The sequence below is a fragment of the Microvirga lotononidis genome (assembly GCF_034627025.1).
GTDB lineage: Bacteria > Pseudomonadota > Alphaproteobacteria > Rhizobiales > Beijerinckiaceae > Microvirga > Microvirga lotononidis.
Map to the genome: position 1 here is coordinate 1,140,705 of NZ_CP141049.1, position 19,036 is coordinate 1,159,740.

At 60.5% G+C, this 19,036-nt stretch carries 21 protein-coding genes; 10 read left to right on the forward strand and 11 right to left on the reverse strand.

The window, feature by feature from the left end:
• Window positions 1-18 precede the first annotated feature (18 nt).
• Both groES and U0023_RS29320 read right to left on the reverse strand, forming a co-directional pair.
• Window positions 19-333, reverse strand: coding sequence for a co-chaperone GroES (gene groES, locus U0023_RS29315; RefSeq protein WP_009489174.1), 315 nt, complete (start codon window positions 331-333; stop codon window positions 19-21).
• Window positions 334-1,217: 884 nt separating this feature from the next.
• Window positions 1,218-1,577, reverse strand: coding sequence for an ImmA/IrrE family metallo-endopeptidase (locus U0023_RS29320; RefSeq protein ID WP_245272855.1), 360 nt, complete (start codon window positions 1,575-1,577; stop codon window positions 1,218-1,220).
• A 129-nt stretch (window positions 1,578-1,706) separates the two neighbouring features.
• Here U0023_RS29320 and U0023_RS29325 point away from each other — a divergent pair, with 129 nt between their 5' ends.
• Together U0023_RS29325 and U0023_RS29330 are read left to right on the forward strand one after the other, a co-directional pair.
• Entirely contained in the window at window positions 1,707-2,057 is a 351-nt protein-coding gene (locus U0023_RS29325; RefSeq protein ID WP_195904147.1) for a hypothetical protein, read from the forward strand.
• A gap of 663 nt (window positions 2,058-2,720) precedes the next feature.
• The gene (locus U0023_RS29330) at window positions 2,721-2,939 is read left to right on the forward strand and encodes a dodecin (RefSeq protein ID WP_009489171.1); all 219 of its coding nucleotides are present in this window, start codon (window positions 2,721-2,723) and stop codon (window positions 2,937-2,939) included.
• 188 nt (window positions 2,940-3,127) lie between these two features.
• Here the strand turns inward: U0023_RS29330 and U0023_RS29335 are convergent, their stop codons facing one another.
• Window positions 3,128-3,400 (reverse strand): SWIB/MDM2 domain-containing protein, encoded by a 273-nt coding sequence (locus U0023_RS29335; RefSeq protein WP_009489170.1) that lies wholly within the window; start codon window positions 3,398-3,400, stop codon window positions 3,128-3,130.
• Window positions 3,401-3,543: 143 nt separating this feature from the next.
• Complete coding sequence (locus U0023_RS29340) at window positions 3,544-4,014, reverse strand: hypothetical protein (protein WP_009489169.1); 471 nt, start codon at window positions 4,012-4,014, stop codon at window positions 3,544-3,546.
• Window positions 4,015-4,160: 146 nt separating this feature from the next.
• Between U0023_RS29340 and U0023_RS29345 the strand changes: the two genes are divergently transcribed.
• The 3 genes from U0023_RS29345 to U0023_RS29355 all read left to right on the forward strand — a co-directional run bounded on the left by U0023_RS29345 (window position 4,161) and on the right by U0023_RS29355 (window position 6,360).
• A complete protein-coding gene (locus tag U0023_RS29345) occupies window positions 4,161-4,739 on the forward strand; it encodes an MCP four helix bundle domain-containing protein (RefSeq protein ID WP_083861279.1) in 579 nt (192 codons plus the stop codon).
• Between the two features lie 131 nt (window positions 4,740-4,870).
• The gene (locus tag U0023_RS29350) at window positions 4,871-5,725 is read left to right on the forward strand and encodes a methyl-accepting chemotaxis protein (protein WP_009489167.1); all 855 of its coding nucleotides are present in this window, start codon (window positions 4,871-4,873) and stop codon (window positions 5,723-5,725) included.
• 110 nt (window positions 5,726-5,835) lie between these two features.
• Window positions 5,836-6,360 (forward strand): helix-turn-helix domain-containing protein, encoded by a 525-nt coding sequence (locus U0023_RS29355; RefSeq protein ID WP_245272854.1) that lies wholly within the window; start codon window positions 5,836-5,838, stop codon window positions 6,358-6,360.
• A gap of 257 nt (window positions 6,361-6,617) precedes the next feature.
• Here the strand turns inward: U0023_RS29355 and U0023_RS29360 are convergent, their stop codons facing one another.
• Window positions 6,618-7,664: an IS110 family RNA-guided transposase gene (locus U0023_RS29360; protein WP_009489165.1), complete on the reverse strand. Its 1,047-nt coding sequence runs from the start codon at window positions 7,662-7,664 to the stop codon at window positions 6,618-6,620.
• Window positions 7,665-7,680: 16 nt separating this feature from the next.
• Entirely contained in the window at window positions 7,681-9,156 is a 1,476-nt protein-coding gene (gene ltrA / locus U0023_RS29365) for a group II intron reverse transcriptase/maturase (RefSeq protein ID WP_009489164.1), read from the reverse strand.
• A gap of 417 nt (window positions 9,157-9,573) precedes the next feature.
• Here ltrA and U0023_RS29370 point away from each other — a divergent pair, with 417 nt between their 5' ends.
• A complete protein-coding gene (locus tag U0023_RS29370) occupies window positions 9,574-10,239 on the forward strand; it encodes a transposase (RefSeq protein WP_052600742.1) in 666 nt (221 codons plus the stop codon).
• A 1,243-nt stretch (window positions 10,240-11,482) separates the two neighbouring features.
• Here the strand turns inward: U0023_RS29370 and U0023_RS29375 are convergent.
• Entirely contained in the window at window positions 11,483-12,619 is a 1,137-nt protein-coding gene (locus U0023_RS29375; protein WP_195904284.1) for a helix-turn-helix domain-containing protein, read from the reverse strand.
• Window positions 12,620-13,031: 412 nt separating this feature from the next.
• Between U0023_RS29375 and U0023_RS29380 the strand changes: the two genes are divergently transcribed.
• The gene (locus U0023_RS29380) at window positions 13,032-13,607 is read left to right on the forward strand and encodes an ISAzo13-like element transposase-related protein (protein ID WP_052600416.1); all 576 of its coding nucleotides are present in this window, start codon (window positions 13,032-13,034) and stop codon (window positions 13,605-13,607) included.
• Complete coding sequence (locus U0023_RS29385) at window positions 13,597-14,226, forward strand: ISAzo13 family transposase (RefSeq protein ID WP_322883798.1); 630 nt, start codon at window positions 13,597-13,599, stop codon at window positions 14,224-14,226. The genes U0023_RS29380 and U0023_RS29385 overlap by 11 nt, the downstream gene beginning before the upstream one ends.
• Before the next feature lie 35 nt (window positions 14,227-14,261).
• Here U0023_RS29385 and U0023_RS29390 read toward each other — a convergent pair whose 3' ends face one another.
• Window positions 14,262-15,821, reverse strand: a complete 1,560-nt coding sequence (locus U0023_RS29390; RefSeq protein ID WP_009489161.1) for a helix-turn-helix domain-containing protein — start codon at window positions 15,819-15,821, stop codon at window positions 14,262-14,264.
• 469 nt (window positions 15,822-16,290) lie between these two features.
• On the opposite strand from U0023_RS29390, the gene U0023_RS29395 reads away from it, so the two are divergent.
• On the forward strand, window positions 16,291-17,205 hold the full coding sequence (locus U0023_RS29395) for a hypothetical protein (protein ID WP_009489160.1): 915 nt from the start codon (window positions 16,291-16,293) through the stop codon (window positions 17,203-17,205).
• Window positions 17,206-17,239: 34 nt separating this feature from the next.
• Here the strand turns inward: U0023_RS29395 and U0023_RS29400 are convergent, their stop codons facing one another.
• The 3 genes from U0023_RS29400 to U0023_RS29410 all read right to left on the reverse strand — a co-directional run bounded on the left by U0023_RS29400 (window position 17,240) and on the right by U0023_RS29410 (window position 18,724).
• A complete protein-coding gene (locus tag U0023_RS29400) occupies window positions 17,240-17,548 on the reverse strand; it encodes a hypothetical protein (RefSeq protein WP_009489159.1) in 309 nt (102 codons plus the stop codon).
• A 22-nt stretch (window positions 17,549-17,570) separates the two neighbouring features.
• Window positions 17,571-18,023: a hypothetical protein gene (locus U0023_RS29405; RefSeq protein ID WP_154660897.1), complete on the reverse strand. Its 453-nt coding sequence runs from the start codon at window positions 18,021-18,023 to the stop codon at window positions 17,571-17,573.
• A gap of 125 nt (window positions 18,024-18,148) precedes the next feature.
• Window positions 18,149-18,724, reverse strand: a complete 576-nt coding sequence (locus U0023_RS29410; protein WP_040637895.1) for a hypothetical protein — start codon at window positions 18,722-18,724, stop codon at window positions 18,149-18,151.
• Between the two features lie 36 nt (window positions 18,725-18,760).
• Here U0023_RS29410 and U0023_RS29415 point away from each other — a divergent pair, with 36 nt between their 5' ends.
• Window positions 18,761-19,030: a hypothetical protein gene (locus U0023_RS29415; RefSeq protein WP_009489156.1), complete on the forward strand. Its 270-nt coding sequence runs from the start codon at window positions 18,761-18,763 to the stop codon at window positions 19,028-19,030.
• The last annotated feature ends 6 nt before the right edge of the window (window positions 19,031-19,036 follow it).

Consider the following 19,036-nt stretch of genomic DNA (forward strand, 5'->3'; position numbering starts at 1 on the left):
GTGAGGGTTGGGGCTGTTTTACGCGGCCTTCTGCGCTTCGGCAGACTGCTCGATGACGCCCATGATGTCGGATTCCTTCATGATCAGGAGATCCTGACCGTCGATCCGCACCTCGGTGCCGGACCACTTGCCGAACAGGACGCGGTCACCGGCCTTCACGTCGAGGGCAGCAACCTTGCCGTTCTCGTCACGGGCGCCGGGGCCGACGGCGACGATCTCGCCCTCTTGCGGCTTTTCCTTAGCAGTATCGGGAATGATAATGCCGCCCTTGGTCTTATCTTCGGCTTCGATGCGGCGGACGACCACACGGTCGTGTAAGGGGCGAAACGTCATGGGGGTGCTTCCTCGCTCTTAGAATTGGAAGCACTCGTCTGCGCCGAGCAGCCCGATTAGCACTCGACGCATGAGAGTGCTAACGAGGGTGATAATCCAATGCTCCCGGTGAGGCAAGACCTGTTGAAGAGGCCAAGCTTAAGGTGCGTTGGCCTCTTGAGAGCACTGTCGGAGCCGGTCGCTCCTGGCGGTCCTCGTCGCTTATCCTCTGAGGTCCATCTCGACGCCATTCGACAGCTGACGAAAGGTCTGGCTTTTGTTACCGCGGCTGACGCCCGAAAGGGCAACAAAATAGCCCCCAGAATGCTTTGGTGATATTAAGTTACAAATCGGAAGAAGGGAGCCACCTTTGCTTGCAGACTTTGACGGGACCGTGACGACGCGCATTGGCGTTGCCATTTCGATCGTCTTGGGCGCTCATTGACCCGTCCCAGCATCTGTCCATACTGGCTTTCATGAAGCGCCTGATCGGATCCATCCGAGCCCTGCTGTCTCGTCGTCCAAGGACTAGGACTCAAGCGGGTCTCACCGCCGTCGAGTACGAGGCGATCTGCCTGATCACGGATGAGGGAGGGGCCGCCTACGCCCGAGCACGGCAGCAGGCGTATTACTGCCGCGCCAGAGGCAGCAAGCAAGGGTTTCGGTTCTGGTCGGCTGTGGCGACTGAAGTTGACCGGCGAGCGGGTGCCAGCACAAAAAGCGCCCATCAGCCGACCCGATAAGACCCACCATTTCCTCGGGCGAAGGCCTGAAAGACGCGGATCGTGCAAGCATCGCGCTTGAGCGCTCCTCACATCCAACCGCATCGAGGCCACAAACGCCGGATCGGCCCTGTCGATGGGCGGTATGTCCCCCGAACGATGGGAAGGCCCGCCAGAGGCCTCTCAATCCAAATCTGTCCGCAGCCTCATACCCCGCTTCTGAGCGGCCTTCAAGTAATCGACGACGACAGACGGCAGCTCGCGCCGCTGACCAGAGGCGCGGCGCTGGAACGCATCAAACTCGCCCTTGCGGATCATGGCTGCTTCAAAGCTCAGGCCAAAACGGTCCACGATCTCCTCAACCGTATCAGTCGAACTGAGGAGATCGTTGGGAGCCAGGAACATCGCAGCAAAGCGTCTTGCCTCACTCTCCTCTTTCTTGGCCTCCAACCCGAGCCTTCCGGCGGTCGTTTGAGTGTCATTCCTGCTGCGAGCGCCCGAGTGCCGCATGGCGAAGTGCCCAATCTCATTGGCGATGGTCATCCGGGCTCTTGGCTCACCCCTCTGCATGGCAGCCACGATACTCTCACGGATGCGTAAGACGCCTTTTCGGGCATCCCATTGCGCCTCTGCACCGGGCATTTCGGCATCAGGGATCTGCCGGGAGCTGAAGTGCCGAAAGCGGGCCGTGAGCTGTTCGATCACAGTCATCAGGTCGGGGCGGCTCTGGTTCTGCAGACCGAGTTCCGTTCGCAGAGCCCTGGCGCGCTGCTCAATCTCTTCATCCGTGACATGCCGCAACATATCGGGCCTCGGGACAAAGTAAATGACGAGCAGATGAAGGGGCTTCAGCTCTCGGATACGGCATCCCCTTCGCCGGATTTTACGGCCAAGATAGTCGGCCATTTTCTTCGCAAGCTCTACACGGACATGCTCGAGGACGAGTTCCCCGAGCGCCTCCAGCCGCTGATCGAGAAGCTCGATGCGCAGGAGCAGGCCAATCGTCAGTGGGTGAGGCGATGAGGTCCGAGACTCCTGGATGCAGTCTATCGGTGTCATCCCTTGACCCTGTTATCTCGTTTCCCTGAAACGCCGCAGCGGAAAGAATGGTGGCGCTGTTTTGGCGAAGGAGGACCTCTGGTTCAGAGCGCTCGGAAGAATCCAACGCCCTGCTGCAAAGGAAAGCGCCCAGCCAAAGGGCCGAGCGCCTCAAGCACCGTGTTGAAGCCTGCCGTTGCTTCGTGCGGGCCGTGGACTTCGTGGCACGGCGGATCGGACCGTTGCAGCCTCCAATGCGGCCGCCCTGCTTAGCCAATGGACCAACGTGCATGGCGTCGCGAGGACGTCTTTACGCAAACGTCACTGGCAGGCCACCGCCAACGGATCTGGTCGAAACGATAGGGGGAAACGGTTGTCGAACTGTATCTGATCGAGGGCATGGGCACGGCACGCCGGTGCGCCGGACGAAGGCGCAAGCCAGCGCGCGAGGAGGGACCTATCGTCCTGCAGCTAGCGAAATCGTGGGACCTTGTTCACCGCACGCGAGCCAGAGGCAGGATGTGAACGGCACGTCGCTTCTGCGCAGCAGAGCAGCCAGCGCCAACGACAATCGCGAGCGGGATGGCCCCTCGCAGGCGATGTCATCTGCCCTACGTGTGATCTTGGATGAAACGTGGAGAGCATGTGATGTCAGACCATGTCTACAAGATCGTTGAACTAGTGGGCTCGTCGGCGACCAGCATTGAGGATGCCATCCAGTCCGCGATCAAGCGTGCCGGTCAGACGTTGCGAAATCTGCAATGGTTTGAGGTGGTGCAGACCCGCGGTCACGTGGAGGACGGCGAGGTCAAGCATTATCAAGTCGTGCTCAAGGCGGGCTTCACGTTGGAGGGCGAAACCCCGTAATGCCATGAGGCCGGGAGTACGCGTTCCGACCTGGAGTACATGCCGAAATCCTTTGATTCAAATTTATCGTAATGCAATCGACGGTTGGCTCATCCATGACTGCAGACGCTTCGGGAGCGCAGTCATCGCGCTCCCAACCCCGTCTTGGCTTATGGCGGACGAGCCAAACGTCATAGATCGTTTGAAACTCAGGAAAGATGCTGAGCGAAGTGCTTGTTCATCTCGAACATGCTGACCTTGTCCTTGCCGCCGAACACAGCCTGAAGCTTGTCATCAGCCAGGATCTCTCGCTTGTTCGCGGGATTCTGAAGATTGTTCGCCTTGATGTACTCCCACACCTTGCTCACCACCTCGGTCCGCGGGAGGGGGGCAGAGCCAACAACGGCCGCCAGTTCGCTCGATGGCTGCAGCGGCTTCGCCAGCGCGGGGTTTGGCTTCTTAGCTGCTTTGGGTTCAGTCATTATGAAACTCCTATGTTTCACCTCCCTGCTTTCACAGGGGCAATGAGGCGTGACCATGGCGAGCAATCACTTAACAGTCTCTGAAGCTTGATCCGGCGATCAAGCCACCAAAATGGCCGCTACACACGACAAATACCCGTCTGCTACCCTCCGCGCCGCTTGCCGTGTGACTTTGCCATCATCTGCCGTATCGCTTCTTCAGCCCGAGCTCTGGCTTCAGCGTCGTGGCTCATGTCCCGGACTTCAGATGGCTCCTCTTGTTGGCGCATGCCGCTCTTTCGCGCACGCCATTGCTTCTCCTGGGCGGCCGTCGCCGCCGCCTGAGCCAGCCTCTCCAATCGGTCCAATTGGGGTGTGCTGGCCTTTTCGTTGAGTTCAGGCTCGTCGTCCGTCTTGGGCCGGTCAGCCATATCGTCTCCCTCTTTGAACTGAAAACTCGGGGCGTTGGGATTGTTCGTATCCCCTTGCGGGATGCATCGGTCAACGTCGCCTGATCCATAAAGCTCCGAGGTACACCGATGCAAAGGATGCATCCCGCTTTCAGAGTAATGGCCATTTCGGCATGCGACAATCTGCCAGAAGCTCGTATCTAACAGGGCTACCTTGAACTGCATCTCAATCAGCCTCGTGCAAGCTCGGTCGATTAAGGCCCACGGGCCTGGAATCCGCGCGCTATAGGGGCGTGCGCCTCCCGCGACGATGCGGGCAGGCCCGCGAAGGGCTATGAAATTTCTCAGCAACCTAAAGCTACTTACGAAGATTGCCATCCCCCGTCACGATCTTTGTTGCCATTGCCATAGGCCTCATCATCATGGCCGTCTCGGGTCTGAACAACATGGCGGCCGACACACAGGACTTGCTGGATGACGATGCTGAGCGCCTGGCTCTCGTCCAGAGCGTTGCCACTCAGATTAACGAAGCGCCTATCCAAGAAAAGAGTATGATCCTGACGCCCAAAAACCTGCCGGATCGGGAGCTCAATGAAGCCCTGAGGGACAACACCCTGAGTTACTTCGAGGCCATGGAGCAGAGCCTTGCCCTCTCGATGAACGGCAATGACGCCAAGGCAACGGAATTGACGAATGGCAGCATTCGCGATGTGCGCCGGCAGTTGCGTGATCAGATCACAAAGAGCATCGACGGAATCGCTCTTGAGCTCGAACAGAGCAAGGAAGACGTCAATGCTCTCGCCCTTGACACCAAATGGTGGCTCATCGGCTCTGCTGCCGTGGGTCTGACTCTCGCGATCGGCCCGTTTTGCTCGATCACAGTGTTTAGAGTCGTCCGTCCTCTTTCGGTGACCACTGGTGCCATAACGATCTGGCCGACGGCGACTTGAACGTGGACGTATCCGGCACCGAGCGTAACGATGAGGTGGACCTTCTTGCCCGCGCTCTTTAGGTATTCAAGGACAACGCCATTGGGGCTCGCCGCCTTGCCGCCGCTCAAGAGGCCGAGAACCAGGCCAAGATGCGCCGTGCCGAGGTCCTCGATCAGCTCACCAAGCGTTTCGAGATGAATGTCTCGGCTCTGACGCAGGGGCTGTCCTCGGCCGCCACCGAAATGGAAGCAACGGCTCACTCGATGACTGGCGTCGCAAATCAGACGACACAACAGTCGATCTCGGTGTCGTCGGCGGCTCGGCAGGCTTCAGCCAACGTGCAAACGGTCGCTGCCGCCACTGAGGGGCTCTCCATCTCAATCCGGGAGATCGCCGCACAGGTCGCTCAGTCTTCCCAGGTGGCCGAGAAAGCCGTGAAGCGCACTCAGCGCACGGGTGCGACACTCCAGGATCTGGCAGTCAGCGCTGAGAAGATCGGCAATGTGGTGCAGCTGATCAACACCATCGCGGGCCAGACCAACCTGCTGGCACTGAACGCTACAATCGAAGCCGCCCGCGCCGGCGGGGCAGGCAAGGGCTTTGCGGTGGTAGCGTCCGAGGTGAAGGATCTCGCTACCCAGACCGCCAAGGCCACAGACGAGATCTCGCATCAGATCGCCTCGGTTCAACAGGCCACCAAGCAGACGGTCGCAGCGATCCAGGAGATTGCGCAGACGATCAGTGAGATGTTGCAGATCTCTACCGCTATCGCAGCCGCGATGGAGGAACAGGGTGCGACTACGTCCGAGATCGCCCGCAATGTTCAGGAGGGTGCAAAGGGAACCGAGCTGGTGACCGGCAGCATTGGGGAGGTGCAGCACGGCGCCGGCGAAACAGGAGCCGCCGCCAGCCAGGTGCTGGGAGCTGCTCAGGAGCTCGCTCGCCACTCTAATGACCTTGGACAGGAAGTTTCGACCTTCCTCCAAGGCGTCAAAACCGCCTGATCTGCCCATTGGTCCCAGATGTACGAGAAGGTCGCCCACGGGCGGCCTTCCTCCTAAGTAGGTCGCCATAAAACTTGCAACGCGAGAGCCGCGGGTGTTCCCTGGAGGGCATGCAACGACCTGATCACTTTTCCGAGACATGGCTCGACGAGGTGGATCGCAAGCGGCTTGCCGTAACGCTTGCTGGCGCCCGTGAGGCTCGTGTGTATCGCCGCCTTGAGGCCCTACTGTTGGTGGCCGAGGGGCATTCCGGGGCCGAGGCGGCCCGCCGCTGCCGGGTCAACCGCTCCAGTGTGCATCGCTGGCTCGTCCAGTCCCGGGCCGAGCATGAGACTACGGCCCTGATCGACCGACCGCGCAGCGGGCGTCCGCGCCTGCATCGCCCGCTGACGGCGCAGCGCCTGGCGGCCGCCCTGGCGCGCGACCCGCGCCGCTGCGGCTACCAGGCCACGAGCTGGACCGTGCCGTTGCTGGCGCACGACCTGGCCGCCAAGGGCATTGCCGTCAGCCCGCGGACCCTAAGGTGCCGGCTGCACGAGGCGGGCTATCGCTGGAAGCGCCCGCGCTATGTCTATGTCCAACGCGCAGAGCATCTGCCGCATATGTGGACGGCCCCCGACTCGCAAGAGCGTTGAACAGCGTTTGATCGGATCGCTTGCGGTCATATGTCCGGCCTGTTGGTGCAGTCACCCATGACTGCTGGCCGAGATGGGTTCCGCGACGCGCGTTCCGAACAGAAAAGCGACCTGTCACGGCCATGCGGCAGAGCGGAGTGTCACGCGTCTCGGATCGATCGATCACACCATCTGCTCCTCGTCTTGCAAGTCCGGCCTCAGCTCGGCACGGCAGCCTTGTCGTAGCGTCCTGTGTCGGGCTGATCTCTATCCTGCTCTCACGCGAGCCGTGGCTCTTTCACGCCGTAGTGTTCGCCTGAGACCATCAGCTTCCAGGCAATCCGGGCGATTTTGTTGGCCAGCGCCACCGCGGCCAGCTTCGGCGGCTTGCGCTTGAGCAACGCCACCAGCCACGGCGAGGCGGACCCGCGGCCGCGACGAACCTGCTGTAGGACGGTGGTGGCGCCGACCACCAGCACGCTGCGCAAGGCCTCATCACCCGCTCGCGTAATCACCCCCAGCCGGACCTTGCCGGCGGTGGAATGATCCTTCGGGGTCAGGCCGAGCCAGGCAGCAAAGTGCCGGGCCGAGCGGAAGCACTCTGGAGTGGGTGTCTTCATCACCAGCAGCGAGGCGCCGATCGGCCCCACACCGGGGATCTGGGCCAGACGTCGGCTGCACGCATCGGCCCGATGCCAGGCCATCAGCTTGTCATCGACCTCCTCGAGCCGGGTCTGCAGCTGAGTGTATTCTTTGGCCTGCATCGCAAACAACTCCCGCGCCAGAGGCGGCAGGGTGTCATCCTCTCTGATCCGCGCCAGCAACGGCTCGATCTTCCCCAGTCCCTTGGCGGCAATCAGCCCAAACTCGGCCGCATAGCCCCGGATGGCATTGGCGAGCTGGGTGCGCTGGCGGATCAGCCGGTCGCGCAAGCCCACCAGCATCAGGGCGGCCTGCTGCTCGGCGGTCTTGACCGGCACGAAGCGCATGGTCGGCCGGCTCATCGCCTCGCAGAGCGCCTCCGCATCGGCGGCATCGTTCTTGCCGCGTTTAACGTAAGGCTTGACGAACTGCGGTGGGAGCACTCTCACCTGATGTCCCAGCCCCTGCAGCAAGCGGGCCCAATGGTGGGATCCGCCACATGCCTCGATGCCGATCAGCGTCGGCGGCAGCTTCGTGAAGAACGCCACCAGGTCCTGGCGCCGCAGCTTCTTGCGCAGGATCGGCTCCTCGGCGGCGTTCACCCCGTGCAGTTGGAAGACGTGTTTTTCGCGGTAGGGACGCCCGTTACCGGGCGCCCCCCGCTCAGATCCCGGCGAGCCCAATTAAGGCACCGGGCTCCTACCTTGGGTGTGTGACGGCGAAGCGCACGTCGGGCCAGGGATGAAGGATGCGTGGCTTCGGGAGCCAGTGGTCTGCCACCTTTGTGGTCCGGTCCCATGTGAATCCGTCCTTCTGGCTCCGCCGCCGAAGCGTGCGCCTCCAGAGTTCTTCCACATGGTGCCGAAACGCCGCTAATGCGCGCGCGTTTGTCGGCACCGCGAAGTAGGCAAAATGCCCGCTCACGATCTGTTTGAGCCATTTCCCCTGTTCAGGGATGGGCCAGTGCAGCCGACGCCACAGCTCCTCCTTGATGGTCCTGAGCGTCGTCCGCATGCGGTCGCCGCGGGTCCTCCGTTGAAGCTGGAAGCGCCCGCTGCGCGATTTGCCACAGATGAACGTGAACCCGAGGAACATGAAGGTCTCCGGTTTTCCGAGCCCGCTCTTCTTGCGGTTGGCCGCCGCACGGCGGCCAAACTCAATCACTCGGGTCTTGTCCCGATGGAGCGACAGTTCGAACTCCTCAAGCCTCGCACGCATCGCATCAAGGAAGCGACGGGCGTCGTCCTCATGCTCAAAGCCAACGACCAGATCATCGGCATAGCGCACGATGATCATGTCGCCGGTAGCCTCGCGCTGTCGGCAGCGCTTGGCCCAGAGGTCGAGAACATAGTGGAGGTAGATGTTGCCGAGGAGCGGTGAGATCACCGAACCTTGACCCGTCCCCGTATCCTCCACAGTCACGACCCCGTCTTCGAGGATGCCCGCCTTCAACCATTTCCGGATCAGACGGATGATGCGCTTGTCACCGATCCGATGCTCCATGAAGCGGACGAGCCATTCCTGGCTGACTGCCCCAAAGAAGTTTTGGATATCGGCGTCGATGATCCAGTTCACTTTCCGGTGGTCGATCGCGACGCACAGCGCATCCAGCGCATCGTGCGGCCCTCTCCCCGGTCGAAACCCGTAGGAGAAACCGCAGAAGTCGCCTTCATAGATGGCGTTGAGCACCATGACAGTCGCGCCCTGGACGATTTTATCGTCCAGGGCGGCAATCGCCAACGGCCGCTGGCTGCCGTCTGCCTTCGGGATATACGTCCGGCGTGACGGTTGCGGGCGGTACGCTCCCCGTTGGACCCGGGCGTGCAGATCAATCAGCCGGAGCTCAAGCTCTGCCTCGTAGTCCTGCCATGTCATGCCATCCACCCCGGGGGCGGCCTTGCGCCTGAGCGCATAGAACGCCGCACGCAGTGTATCGACAGTGATATGGTGGAAGAGCGCGGTAAACCTGTCCTTCTTCCTCAGCCTTGCGGCTGTCCGTACGCGGTCCAGCGACTGGGACATGCGAGCCCGGCCCTGTGTCCGGTGCATGCGTTGCTGTTGCGCGTTCCCCTTGGTCCCCGGCCTTCGCTCCACCGACTCCGCCACCGGTCGCCCGGCTTTGTTCGTCGGCTTCACCGCTACTATGCCGAAGTCAGACTTCTCTGGATCGTTCATCGGCGGCTACGGCTCCTCGCCTTCCCACTGCGGACCATCCCCCCGTAGGACGGGGTGGGTGGCCAATCCAGAGATCTCCCGGTTCCCGTACAAAGAGCTTCCGTGCATGCCAGGGTCTCAGACCACGCCGGGTCGACTGAGCGCTCGCGTAACGCGCTCATCCGTGCTGCCTTCCGGAACGTCAACGCCGTCGGCACCCGGGATATTCGACTTTCGCGGCTCAATGGCTGGCCTGCACGCTCCCCTACCGACGCTTCGCCGACATCCTCACGGTTGCCTGCGCACGGCTCGGGGCCGATGTGGGTTGCTAGCCCTTCATCGTGGGGGACTTTCACCTCCTACTCCTTGCCGGTCTCCCGGCGCACTGACGTATCGACGCCGATGCGAATAATCTGGTCCACGGACGGTCTCCTGTGTTTGAGATCTGCAACGACCTCATTCTGGCACAGCGATGCCGTAAGGGGGCCGTCCACCCCAACAGAAAAAGGGGGCCTGATCCGGCGTCTGAAGGCGGGCTGGCACGGGGGCGATCGGCTGCTGTGCCTCGACGGGACGCTGCTGCGGCTGTTTCCGCCGCTGCGCGCGACCTGGGCGCTCAAGGGCACGCAGGCGATGGTGCCGATCACCGGGCGCAACGCCAAGCGGGTGCTGTTTGGGGCCATCGACCTGCGCAGCGCGCGCCGGGTGGTCCTGATCCGCACCCGTGCCGGTCAGGCCGAGGCCCAGGCTTTCCTGCGCGCGCTGCGGCGCCGCTACCGGGGCGCCGGCTGGCTCTGGCTTCTCACCGATCGGGCGAGCGCCCACCCCGCCCCACAGACCCAGGAGCTCGCCGACCGGCTGCGCATCCGGTTCGTGTGGTTGCCCCGGCAGGCGCCCGAACTGAGCCCGATGAATCAACTCTGGCGTGAACTCAAGCGGCTGATTGCGGCCAACCGGCAGGCCACGTCCATCGATGCTCTGGCCGCCGATGCCGCCGCCTGGATTCTGACGCTGACGCCGCAACAAGCGTTCCGCAAGGCCGGCATGGCATCCAAACACTTCTGGCTCAGAAAGCTGTTGCAGATCTTTTGGCGACCTACTTAGTTCACAAACGACGCCGCCTCGGCAATAATCGCGTCGCCGAAATTGTCGGCGGACGAGGTCAAGATGTCGGATCAGGTTTCACATGCCAGCGGCTCTCATGAGGGCAGGGGTATCGATCAGACCTCCGAGCGCCAGTCGATCTTGGGCAAGATCCGATCTGCCTATGAGCATGAGATGACGACCATCGACCCATAACGTCATCTTCCGCGCACTGGTAGGGGAGGCGGCCTGACAGAACAGCCCGCGAAGTCAAAAACCTATCCGGCCCTCGCGATCGGCCTCATCGTTGGCGGCCTTGTTGCTTATCTACTGGGTGAAACGGGCTCAGGATCCCGGATCTCGGCCGCACTTGGCAATCTATGGGATTCGATCATTGCCATCGTGATTGGCCTCGGCATCCTCTATGTGCCTAGTGCCTCTTCTGGCCGATCCTCCGAAACGCGATCCTCATGATCATAAGATGGATCATCATTCTCGGGATCGGCGTCTACACCTTCCTCACATACATCGGCTACTGACGCCCTGCCAGCGGACGACCTCTCTTACTCGTCACGTTCAAATAAGTACGAGGCTGGCGCAATACGTCACGCGGCGGTCCGCAGAGATCCACGGGGCCCGCTAGCTTGGGCCTGCTTTGCCCCGAGCCGTGGAAGTGTGCCGACTAGGAGGACAAGGTTCTGCCAGACATCCTCGCATGCGTGCCGCTGCTTAGCGTCTGCCATCCCTGAATGAAACCGCATCCTGTAAATATGCTCGAGAAGGGTGCAGGCATTCACCAAGCTGTCTGCCATCTCGTAGCAAGGCGAATTCTCTACGACGAATGTCTGGCATCGCCGCGCGCTTCGCTGAAGATCACGATACGCCGTATCCAACTCCTCAGGGGACAAACCACGCCCACCCAGCGCGTCAGAGACGCTAATGTTGAACCCATCCGATAACATGCGGGCAACATGAACAAGAGCATCGCCGCAGGCCCGAGCCTTCTCTTTGCCCTGCTTATCCAATCGAACGCGGATGTAGATCAATGCGGATTTGGCTCGTGCCAAATCGTCCTCGACAACGTCGCTCACGCGGCGATCCGACCACCAATTGCTCATGCCATTTTCCGGGAATCAATCTGGAGACCGATAAACCTGGAATCGAACTTTTCGCAGTGAGTGGCAAGTAGGAACGGCAGTACGAGCGTCGTCTGCGACATCATGGTCAGGTCTGCATGAGGATCGTCGGGTTGATCGATTTGCCCCTAGTGCGTTGTACGTCGACGTAAGCCTTCAATCCAACCAATGATGTCGTCTCTCTCGCGTACGCGTTCAGATAGCGATAGTAGGTAGGCCCTCGGGCTCTTGATCTTCCAACGACCAGACGTGACATCTTCCTCCCGGATTTGAGCAAAGTAACTCAGCACCAGGGCACCTTTAAGCGGGCCGTGATCTTGCTGCACCTTCACCCAAGTCTCCAGTCCGACGCCGGTCATGAGCGCCAACATCGCAGCACTCGCAGTTAGGTCCGTCAGATCGGCGATTGGCTGGCCTACTGTCTCAGCAACAATGGGCAGGTTGCCATTCACGAGCGCGAAGATCCTGCCGTCATCTAACGCTGTCGCCTCTCGCGCGTGGCTCGTTGAGACTGCCTCTTCACCCCCCAAAGCGGAGGAGGGGAGTGGTTCTGCGCTGATACCCTCTATAGTCGCAGCCATCGTGGAATTATGCCCATCCACACGGGCTGCCAGGCCGGTCCAGGCATCAACGAGAGCCTTGGCCTGATTGAGCGACAACGAGCGAGACGCCCCATGCTTGAGCAAGGCATCATGTTCATTGATCAATGGCGCAGCGGCGCTCTCCTTCTCACGTCCAGAGTGCCCCTGGAGGATATCAAGTTCCTTCCTGACTTTCGCGGAGAGGCAGTTGATTTGATGCCGTAACTCGCGCAGCCACCGGCGCTCGGCATCGACCTGTCTGGCGCCGGCGCGGAGTTCGTCAGCCTTGCTCTGCAGGGGAGCAAGATCGAAGCCGTAGACAGCCCCATAGCCGATTTCGGCGCAGTCCACCTCGAAGCGGCGGTGTGAGCGACTTGCAACCCGACGGATCAGACCGCGCTCCGCAAGCGATCTCAACGCGGCATCGAGTGAGGAAGGAGAAAAACCGGTCAGGTCCTCGAGTTGCTGGCTGGAAGCGGGCACCGAGATGGTGTGATTATTCCGAACGGATCTCACGTTGACGCACACGATAAGTGCGGAAAGGGCAGCCTGCTCGACCGGCGAAAGCCGCAGAGACTTCCCGGCGTCGGCGGCTGCCTTGAAAAGCGTGCCCCGAAGGGACTTCACATCGATCTGTTGATCCGGCGAGCACGTATCGGATCCAGTATCGTGCGTTTGATCCATGCGAATTGCCGGAACTACCGCTGGAAACGGGGGGCTTATTGGGCTGAATGCTGGTCCGATTTGAACAGTTTCTAACATCTACGTTCTCCTGAACGCAGATCGAAAAAAGGCAGCAGAAACCTCATTAAAAGGCGCAAAAATTCCTTGCAGCCGATTCAGCCGAGAGGTACAAAACGGGTGTTCAGCGCCGGGTTGCCACACTCGGTGAAAAGGCCGGATCCTCTAACAGGGGTTCGGCTTTTTCTTTTTATCGATCCTTAGGGCTTGGCAGGCAACAACCTGCCCAAATGGGCAACTGGTGCGTTGTTGGAACAAGGACCATCCGTTCTGAACGGAGCTGCCGATGTCGCTACCCTCCCTTCACCCATGTGGATGCCCCAAGTGTCACTCGCGCAAGCCCCATCCGGACCGCATGCTTCATCGGCAGATCAACCTGCTTGCCAGCCGGCTCGACGAACAGCAGCGCCGGTGGTTTATCGCGTTTGAGGCGATGCGGATCGGCTGGGGCGGCACTCAGCGGCTTGCCCAGATCACGGGCTTGAGCCCCCATACCATCCGGCGCGGCCGTCGCGAACTCGAGGCCGGGCTTGTTGACCGCCCCACCGAGCGCGTGCGGGTCGCCGGTGGTGGCCGTCCCACCCGAGAGGTCCAGGATCCTGAACTCCCACAGACCTTGGAGGAGTTGCTCGAAGGCGAGACAGCGGGTGACCCGATGGGTCGGCACGCCAAAGCCAAGCGGAGTTCTCTGCATCATCTGAGCCATGAGCTTGCCGTCGCAGGACACCCGGCCAGCCGCCCCACGGTGGCGCGCCTGCTGCGCCAATTGGGCTACTCGCCCAAAGCCAATGCACGGCGTACCGAGGCGCACAGCACGCCGCCTGAGCGCGATGCGCAATTCCAGCACATCGCCGAACAGCGCGCGCAGTTTGCAGCCACAGGTGAGCCGATCATCAGCGTGGATTCGAAAAAAAAAGGAATTGGTCGGTGACTTCAAGAACCCGGGCCAGACGTGGTGCCGGAGAGCCGAGCCGGTCTTGGTGCACGACTGGCCGCAGGATGCAGTCGGTCAGGCCATTCCTTACGGCATCTACGAGATCACAACCAACAGCGGCTATGTGTGCATCGGCGATTGCTTTGACACCCCGCGCTTTGCCGTTGAGGCGATCAGTGACTGGTGGGAGAGCGAAGGACAGAAGCGCTTTCCAGAAGCCGGGCGTCTCCTCGTCCTGGCCGATGCGGGCGGCTCGAACAGTTGCCGCTCCCGAGTTTGGAAAGCCCAGTTGCAAGAACAGCTCTGCGATGCCTGCGGGCTCGAGGTCACGGTGTGTCACTATCCCACCGGCTGCTCGAAGTGGAACCCAATTGAGCACCGGCTCTTCAGCTTCATCAGCTTGAACTGGGCTGGCGTGCCGCTGCGGACCTTTGCGACGATGGTCCGCTACATTGCCGGAACCGTCACGGCAGCCGGGCTGCGGGTGAATGCTCGCCTCAAGCGTGGTGGCAATGAGACCGGGGAGCGGGTCTCCGACGAGGTCATGCGTCGCCTCCACCTGAGGCCGCATGCCGTCTGTCCCGCATGGAATTACACGCTCTCGCCGCGAACTTGATAACCTGAATTGGCAAATAGTTGGCTGCCAAGCCCTTAGTGCGTCGTCTTAGATTCCAAAGGTTGTTCCGGGGCCTCAGACAGGTGCAATCTCCCCGAAAACCTAACTTTCTGGTTGACCCCGTAACACGCACTTACCCGCGAGTCTCGAAGAAATGGATTAAATTCCGAATCTTCTCGACTGTTAGGCTTTCCGCGCGACAGATTCGCAACATCTGACGGGGTTTTCGGGCCCGCCTTACGAGCCGCCAACACCAAGGCCTGTCGAAGGCTGAACGCTCCAGAGGCGATCTTCTGAATGCTTGAGCGGAAAAGTCCGGCAGAGTTCGTCACGGTGGGGACCAATCCCCTCTCCGCCAGGCAGGACTGCTGCACAGTCCAATAGGCCAACATGTACGTGTCGAGATCGCCGATCGTGGCGAGGGCCTCAACCCACGCCATTTGGTTCAGGCCAATGACCCGCCGCAACCGGTGAGCTCCTTGGATTACGTCCGTAATGCCGCCTAAAGCCCGACCCGATTTGCCGATGGCCACGGAGAGCGGAGCGAGGAGTGCAAGAACCTCCTGTGCCTCCGCAGGATGGAAGCCGAGTTCGTAGGCCTCAGCTTCGGCCCAGCACTTATGCCCCTCTGAGGCACGCCGCACTCCTGGGTGGGAGGAGAGGACATCAAGATCCGCGCCCCGAACTCCAACCCTGGCTTCGCCAAGCCCTTCTGGCGCCACCGTATCCGTATCGATAGGCCGTCCCGATGATGCCCCACCTTTACCCGCACGATCGTCAAAAGCGCTCGCCGCTTTGTAACAAACTTCGTTTAGATTCTTGGGGAGAGTCTCAACCGGTGCGCAACCAGAGGCGTGTTGGTGCGCAATCTGAGCAGAAAAAAAGAGAGAGTTCCGAGACTTAGGCAGTTCTGACTCGATCGCGCGACGCTCAGCCGTCCAACGACCAAGCAGTTCCTCGCTCGGGCGAGCGCTCTTTGTCCAGCGCGGCGTCTCCGCATCGAAACGGTCAAACCGACTTACCCAGTCTGCCAGGCGTTCAGGATCCGACACTTGCAGAGCGGCCAGAGCCCGTTTCATGGCGGCCCGTTCCGCGGCGATCATCGTGCCGAGATTAGCTTCCTGCTCTCGCTGCAACCGAACACTGGCTGCAGCCTCAGAGAGTTCCCCGGCCCGAACCAGAAGAGGCTCGAGATTGATGCCGAAGGCCTTCACGACAGTCTTGTCCCGCCTCGTGATGGCAAACCGCCGCCGAGTGGCACTGGCCTCCCGGTCAATCAAACCCAGATCGATGAGGCGGTTTAGAGAGTAATGGACCGTGCGGCGGGACCGCCTGGTGCGATCGACCAGAGTCTGGTCCGACGGCCAGACGACGTAGGAGCTTCCGGTAAGCGGACGGCTATGAAAGCAGGCAACGAGGGCGGCCAGAACCGCCCGATCTGTGCCAAGAAGCTTCAGGCCAATGCCCGCATGCTGGGCCGCTTTGAAGAGCGCAGCCTTGAGCGCGTCGGCCTCGCCCTCTGCATGAGAGAGCGAAAACGGGGCTACAGTGCGCTCCGGTCGATCAGTCTCATCCCTGGCAACAGCAGCCTTCATCAACTCGTTCCGGTTACTCCAGAACGGAAGCTCGTATGCGGCGAGGCTCAGAGGCTCCACGAGCCATCAGCAAGCCAAAACACCCAGCATCGACCCAAAGCCTTGCGGCTTTGCCCCCGTTCCGCAGTGTGCGTGGTGATTCCACAGTCTTCCTGATGGAATCTTTGTTGCAATTACAATGACCACAAAATGGGATCAGATGCGAATCTAGATTCGTGTGATTCGATTTGATGGGTTTTTGACCTCACCCGCAGGCGTCCGCAAAACCCAATAAAGCAAGACCTTAACGGCGGTTAACCCTTTTTGCAGTCTCTGCCGCTGCGCAGCCCGGATTCCGCTTGGTCACAACCGGTCGGTCCATTGGAGCCCAAATGGGTGCTCTACTCCATCTAAAGCGCAAGCTCATCAAAGTTGCGACACCCATGCTTCGCTATAGGATATAAGGAAGGCGGCTGAATGGTGGGGCAGCATGACAAGACCGCAGCGGTGGTGGCTTTTTGGCGTTCTTCTGGCGATTGCGGCATGTCTTGCCGCCTATCACCTGGAATGGACATTCTACGACCAGAACGATAACACCGAGGAGCGGCTTGCCCTTCCGGTCTATATGACGACCCGACCACACGTCCTTGCCGTTGATGAGCCAACGCTAGGCCTCAAGGCTGGCGAGCAGATCCGGATATTTGTTCAGCACGGCCTCTACGTCAGACGCACCCGCTCGATCACTCAGGGGCTGCTTCTGGGCGGCCTTACACCCCTGATCCTGGTTGGCTTGGCGGGCTTTCTGGTCACTTCTGGACCTCGAAGCGGGCCACGGGAGCCGAGGAGAGGCCTCTCCCTCTGGCAGCGTTACAAGGTCAAGCGATCCCTCGCCCAGGCCCTGAACATCAACCACGGATCCAGCCAAACTAGGGTGCCTGCCCCGGCGCCTCCTGCTCCGCCGCCCGCATCCAAGTCGATATGGGGAACCCGAACTATCCCGGCGATAGGGTTTCTGGCGATTGTCATCATTGCCGGAGGGCTTGGCAAAGTGATCGGCCGCGAGACCATGAGCAAGATCATGTCGCCCTCTCGGGCTGAGAAAGAAACTCTCTTGGCTCAATCCGCCACTTCCCTACGCCAATCCCTTCCCAGGAAGATCGGGCAAGGAGTAACCCTCGTCGACGTACGCGTCGAAGGTTTAACGATGAAATACATCAATGAAATCGTCGACTCCTATGGTGCGGACGAGATTCACGCCTTTGAGCTGTATGCCCGGCAGACCCTCTGCGGGAAATCCGAGACTGTTAAAGCGATGGGGCAGGGCGTCTCCTACGCATATGAATATTGGACCCAAGCCCCTTCCAAATTTCTCAAGGGACAGTTCCTGGTCCGATCATGTGCATAAGGGTTCGCGCCGCCGGCGCCGGTCAGCACACGCATCACTTCACTTTGGGTGCAAATAGGCGGCTGATCCAAGAGCAGAAGCCAAGGAGCCCCCCCGCAATCAGCAGGGCAGCCGGCCAGAAGTAGATCGCATGCGCGATGTAGTAATCCACTCCGCTGGGAATAAGCACAAAGCCAGTCTTGCCTAACGCCGAGGTGAGGATCACCCCCACCGCAGTCACGGGCAGGGTCGCCAGCAGCAGACCTAAATTTCCCAAGCCATCCTGGGCCGCGTGCATGAAGTCGATCCAGGCAAACAATGCGAAGGCCAGGTACAGTACAGACGGGACATACTTCCAACTCATCCTGGCTCCCCGCGGCCTTGGACTAGAGACCGGCTGACGCATCGACAAGCGCTTGAGATCCCTCAAGGGAGAGTTTCGCACGCAAAGCCGTCAACGTATCGGTTGCGGTTCTGAAGCTCCCAATCAGTTCGCTAATGGAAACCGGCTGCGCCGGGTTGGCTTCAATCGTCAACGGCGCCAAGTTCCCGGCATAGGCCACAGCGAAATCGGAGAGTTGCCCTGCCTTGCCTCCCAGCAACGAGGACAACTGGAGCAACGCTGTCCTAAGTTCGGTGTCGCGACTGTTGGCCGGCAGGATCTTTAGAAACTGGGCCACAACTCCGGCATCCCTATACGTGAGGCGGGCCGACTTGATGCGGCCAACCGTCAGGACCTGACTCAGATCAACCGTCCTGCCGGTTAAATCTACCCCGGTCAGCTCCAGGGATCCCTTCACTTCTGCCATGGTCGGCAGCGAAACAGCGATGTCTGACACTCGAAGATCGCCCGTCTTCTGGTTGCCAACCAGCTTGAGCGAGATCTGACCGCTCTGGGACGTTGGTGTACCCGTGCTGTCGAGCAAAGCCCCGAATGCGAGGCCATCGACGTCAACCCGGCCAGTCAGGTTCCCCTCAGGTTCCCCTCGGCTCCGACGCTGTACGACGTCCGATAGCTCTGAACCTTCAGAAGGCGGCCCGCCGCCTGCCGGTAGGTTACCTCCGAGAGGACAAGATCTCCGATCCGGTCAGTCGTCAGAGGAACCCTGCCAAGATCCCGTGTTCCAAGATTCTTGGCCGAAATCGTTCCAATCTGAACCGAGCTTTCCGGCCCAGTCATCGCGACGCTCGTGGCGGTCAATGCCCCAATCGACGCCTCTGACCCTGCAGAGGTCACATTCTCGAAGACGATCTTCGCTGCGGAGACCCACTCTTGGGTTCCGCTCTTCGGGATCGCGAGTTTGAGGCCGGATACGGTGACTGCGTCACCTTCTGACAAGATGCTTCCTGTTGCACCAGGGGTGTCTAGGCCGAGGAACTTTCGGACAAGCTCTTCCGATGGCTGATCTGCTAGAGCCGATGAAATCCCACAAACGAGGAATGCTCCTGCAGCAAGAGCCGACTGGAAATTATGAGAGAACAACGGTGTCTCCAAGATGCTGATACGAAAGAGAATCTTCTTGAGCCTTGATGATACCATCCGGCGTCAAAAGCCCATTAAAAAAGGGGTCTGATCATGGCTTATCCTGCCTATAAGTCGTCGCTTCCGAATACCCGCACCGCGATAGAGGAAATTGCCTTTACCCGGGCGTGCCTCATGCTCGGCACCAATGAAGCGCTGCTCAGCGAGGAAGCCCAGGATGCTGAATGGCAAGGTTTCCTGATGGAGGCTGGCCAGATCGCCGCCGCTCTCGCCTCCGCCGGTTTCCAGATCACCCGAGAGGCGCCCCCGCCGCGGCCCGTGTACTTCTCCGGTCGGTACCCGAACCTGCACGTCGTTTCCTGACGGCAG

Coding starts and splice junctions, on each gene's coding strand:
- U0023_RS29330 (WP_009489171.1), top strand. CDS start 2,721: ATGTCAGACCATGTCTACAAGATCGTTGAACTAGTGGGCTCGTCGGCG.
- U0023_RS29400 (WP_009489159.1), bottom strand. CDS start 17,548: ATGAGTTGGAAGTATGTCCCGTCTGTACTGTACCTGGCCTTCGCATTG.
- U0023_RS29320 (WP_245272855.1), bottom strand. CDS start 1,577: ATGACCATCGCCAATGAGATTGGGCACTTCGCCATGCGGCACTCGGGC.
- U0023_RS29415 (WP_009489156.1), top strand. CDS start 18,761: ATGGCTTATCCTGCCTATAAGTCGTCGCTTCCGAATACCCGCACCGCG.
- U0023_RS29410 (WP_040637895.1), bottom strand. CDS start 18,724: ATGGTATCATCAAGGCTCAAGAAGATTCTCTTTCGTATCAGCATCTTG.
- U0023_RS29355 (WP_245272854.1), top strand. CDS start 5,836: ATGCAACGACCTGATCACTTTTCCGAGACATGGCTCGACGAGGTGGAT.
- U0023_RS29395 (WP_009489160.1), top strand. CDS start 16,291: ATGACAAGACCGCAGCGGTGGTGGCTTTTTGGCGTTCTTCTGGCGATT.
- U0023_RS29335 (WP_009489170.1), bottom strand. CDS start 3,400: ATGACTGAACCCAAAGCAGCTAAGAAGCCAAACCCCGCGCTGGCGAAG.
- U0023_RS29340 (WP_009489169.1), bottom strand. CDS start 4,014: ATGCAGTTCAAGGTAGCCCTGTTAGATACGAGCTTCTGGCAGATTGTC.
- groES (WP_009489174.1), bottom strand. CDS start 333: ATGACGTTTCGCCCCTTACACGACCGTGTGGTCGTCCGCCGCATCGAA.
- U0023_RS29390 (WP_009489161.1), bottom strand. CDS start 15,821: ATGAAGGCTGCTGTTGCCAGGGATGAGACTGATCGACCGGAGCGCACT.
- U0023_RS29380 (WP_052600416.1), top strand. CDS start 13,032: ATGCTTCATCGGCAGATCAACCTGCTTGCCAGCCGGCTCGACGAACAG.
- U0023_RS29375 (WP_195904284.1), bottom strand. CDS start 12,619: ATGGATCAAACGCACGATACTGGATCCGATACGTGCTCGCCGGATCAA.
- U0023_RS29350 (WP_009489167.1), top strand. CDS start 4,871: ATGCGCCGTGCCGAGGTCCTCGATCAGCTCACCAAGCGTTTCGAGATG.
- ltrA (WP_009489164.1), bottom strand. CDS start 9,156: ATGAACGATCCAGAGAAGTCTGACTTCGGCATAGTAGCGGTGAAGCCG.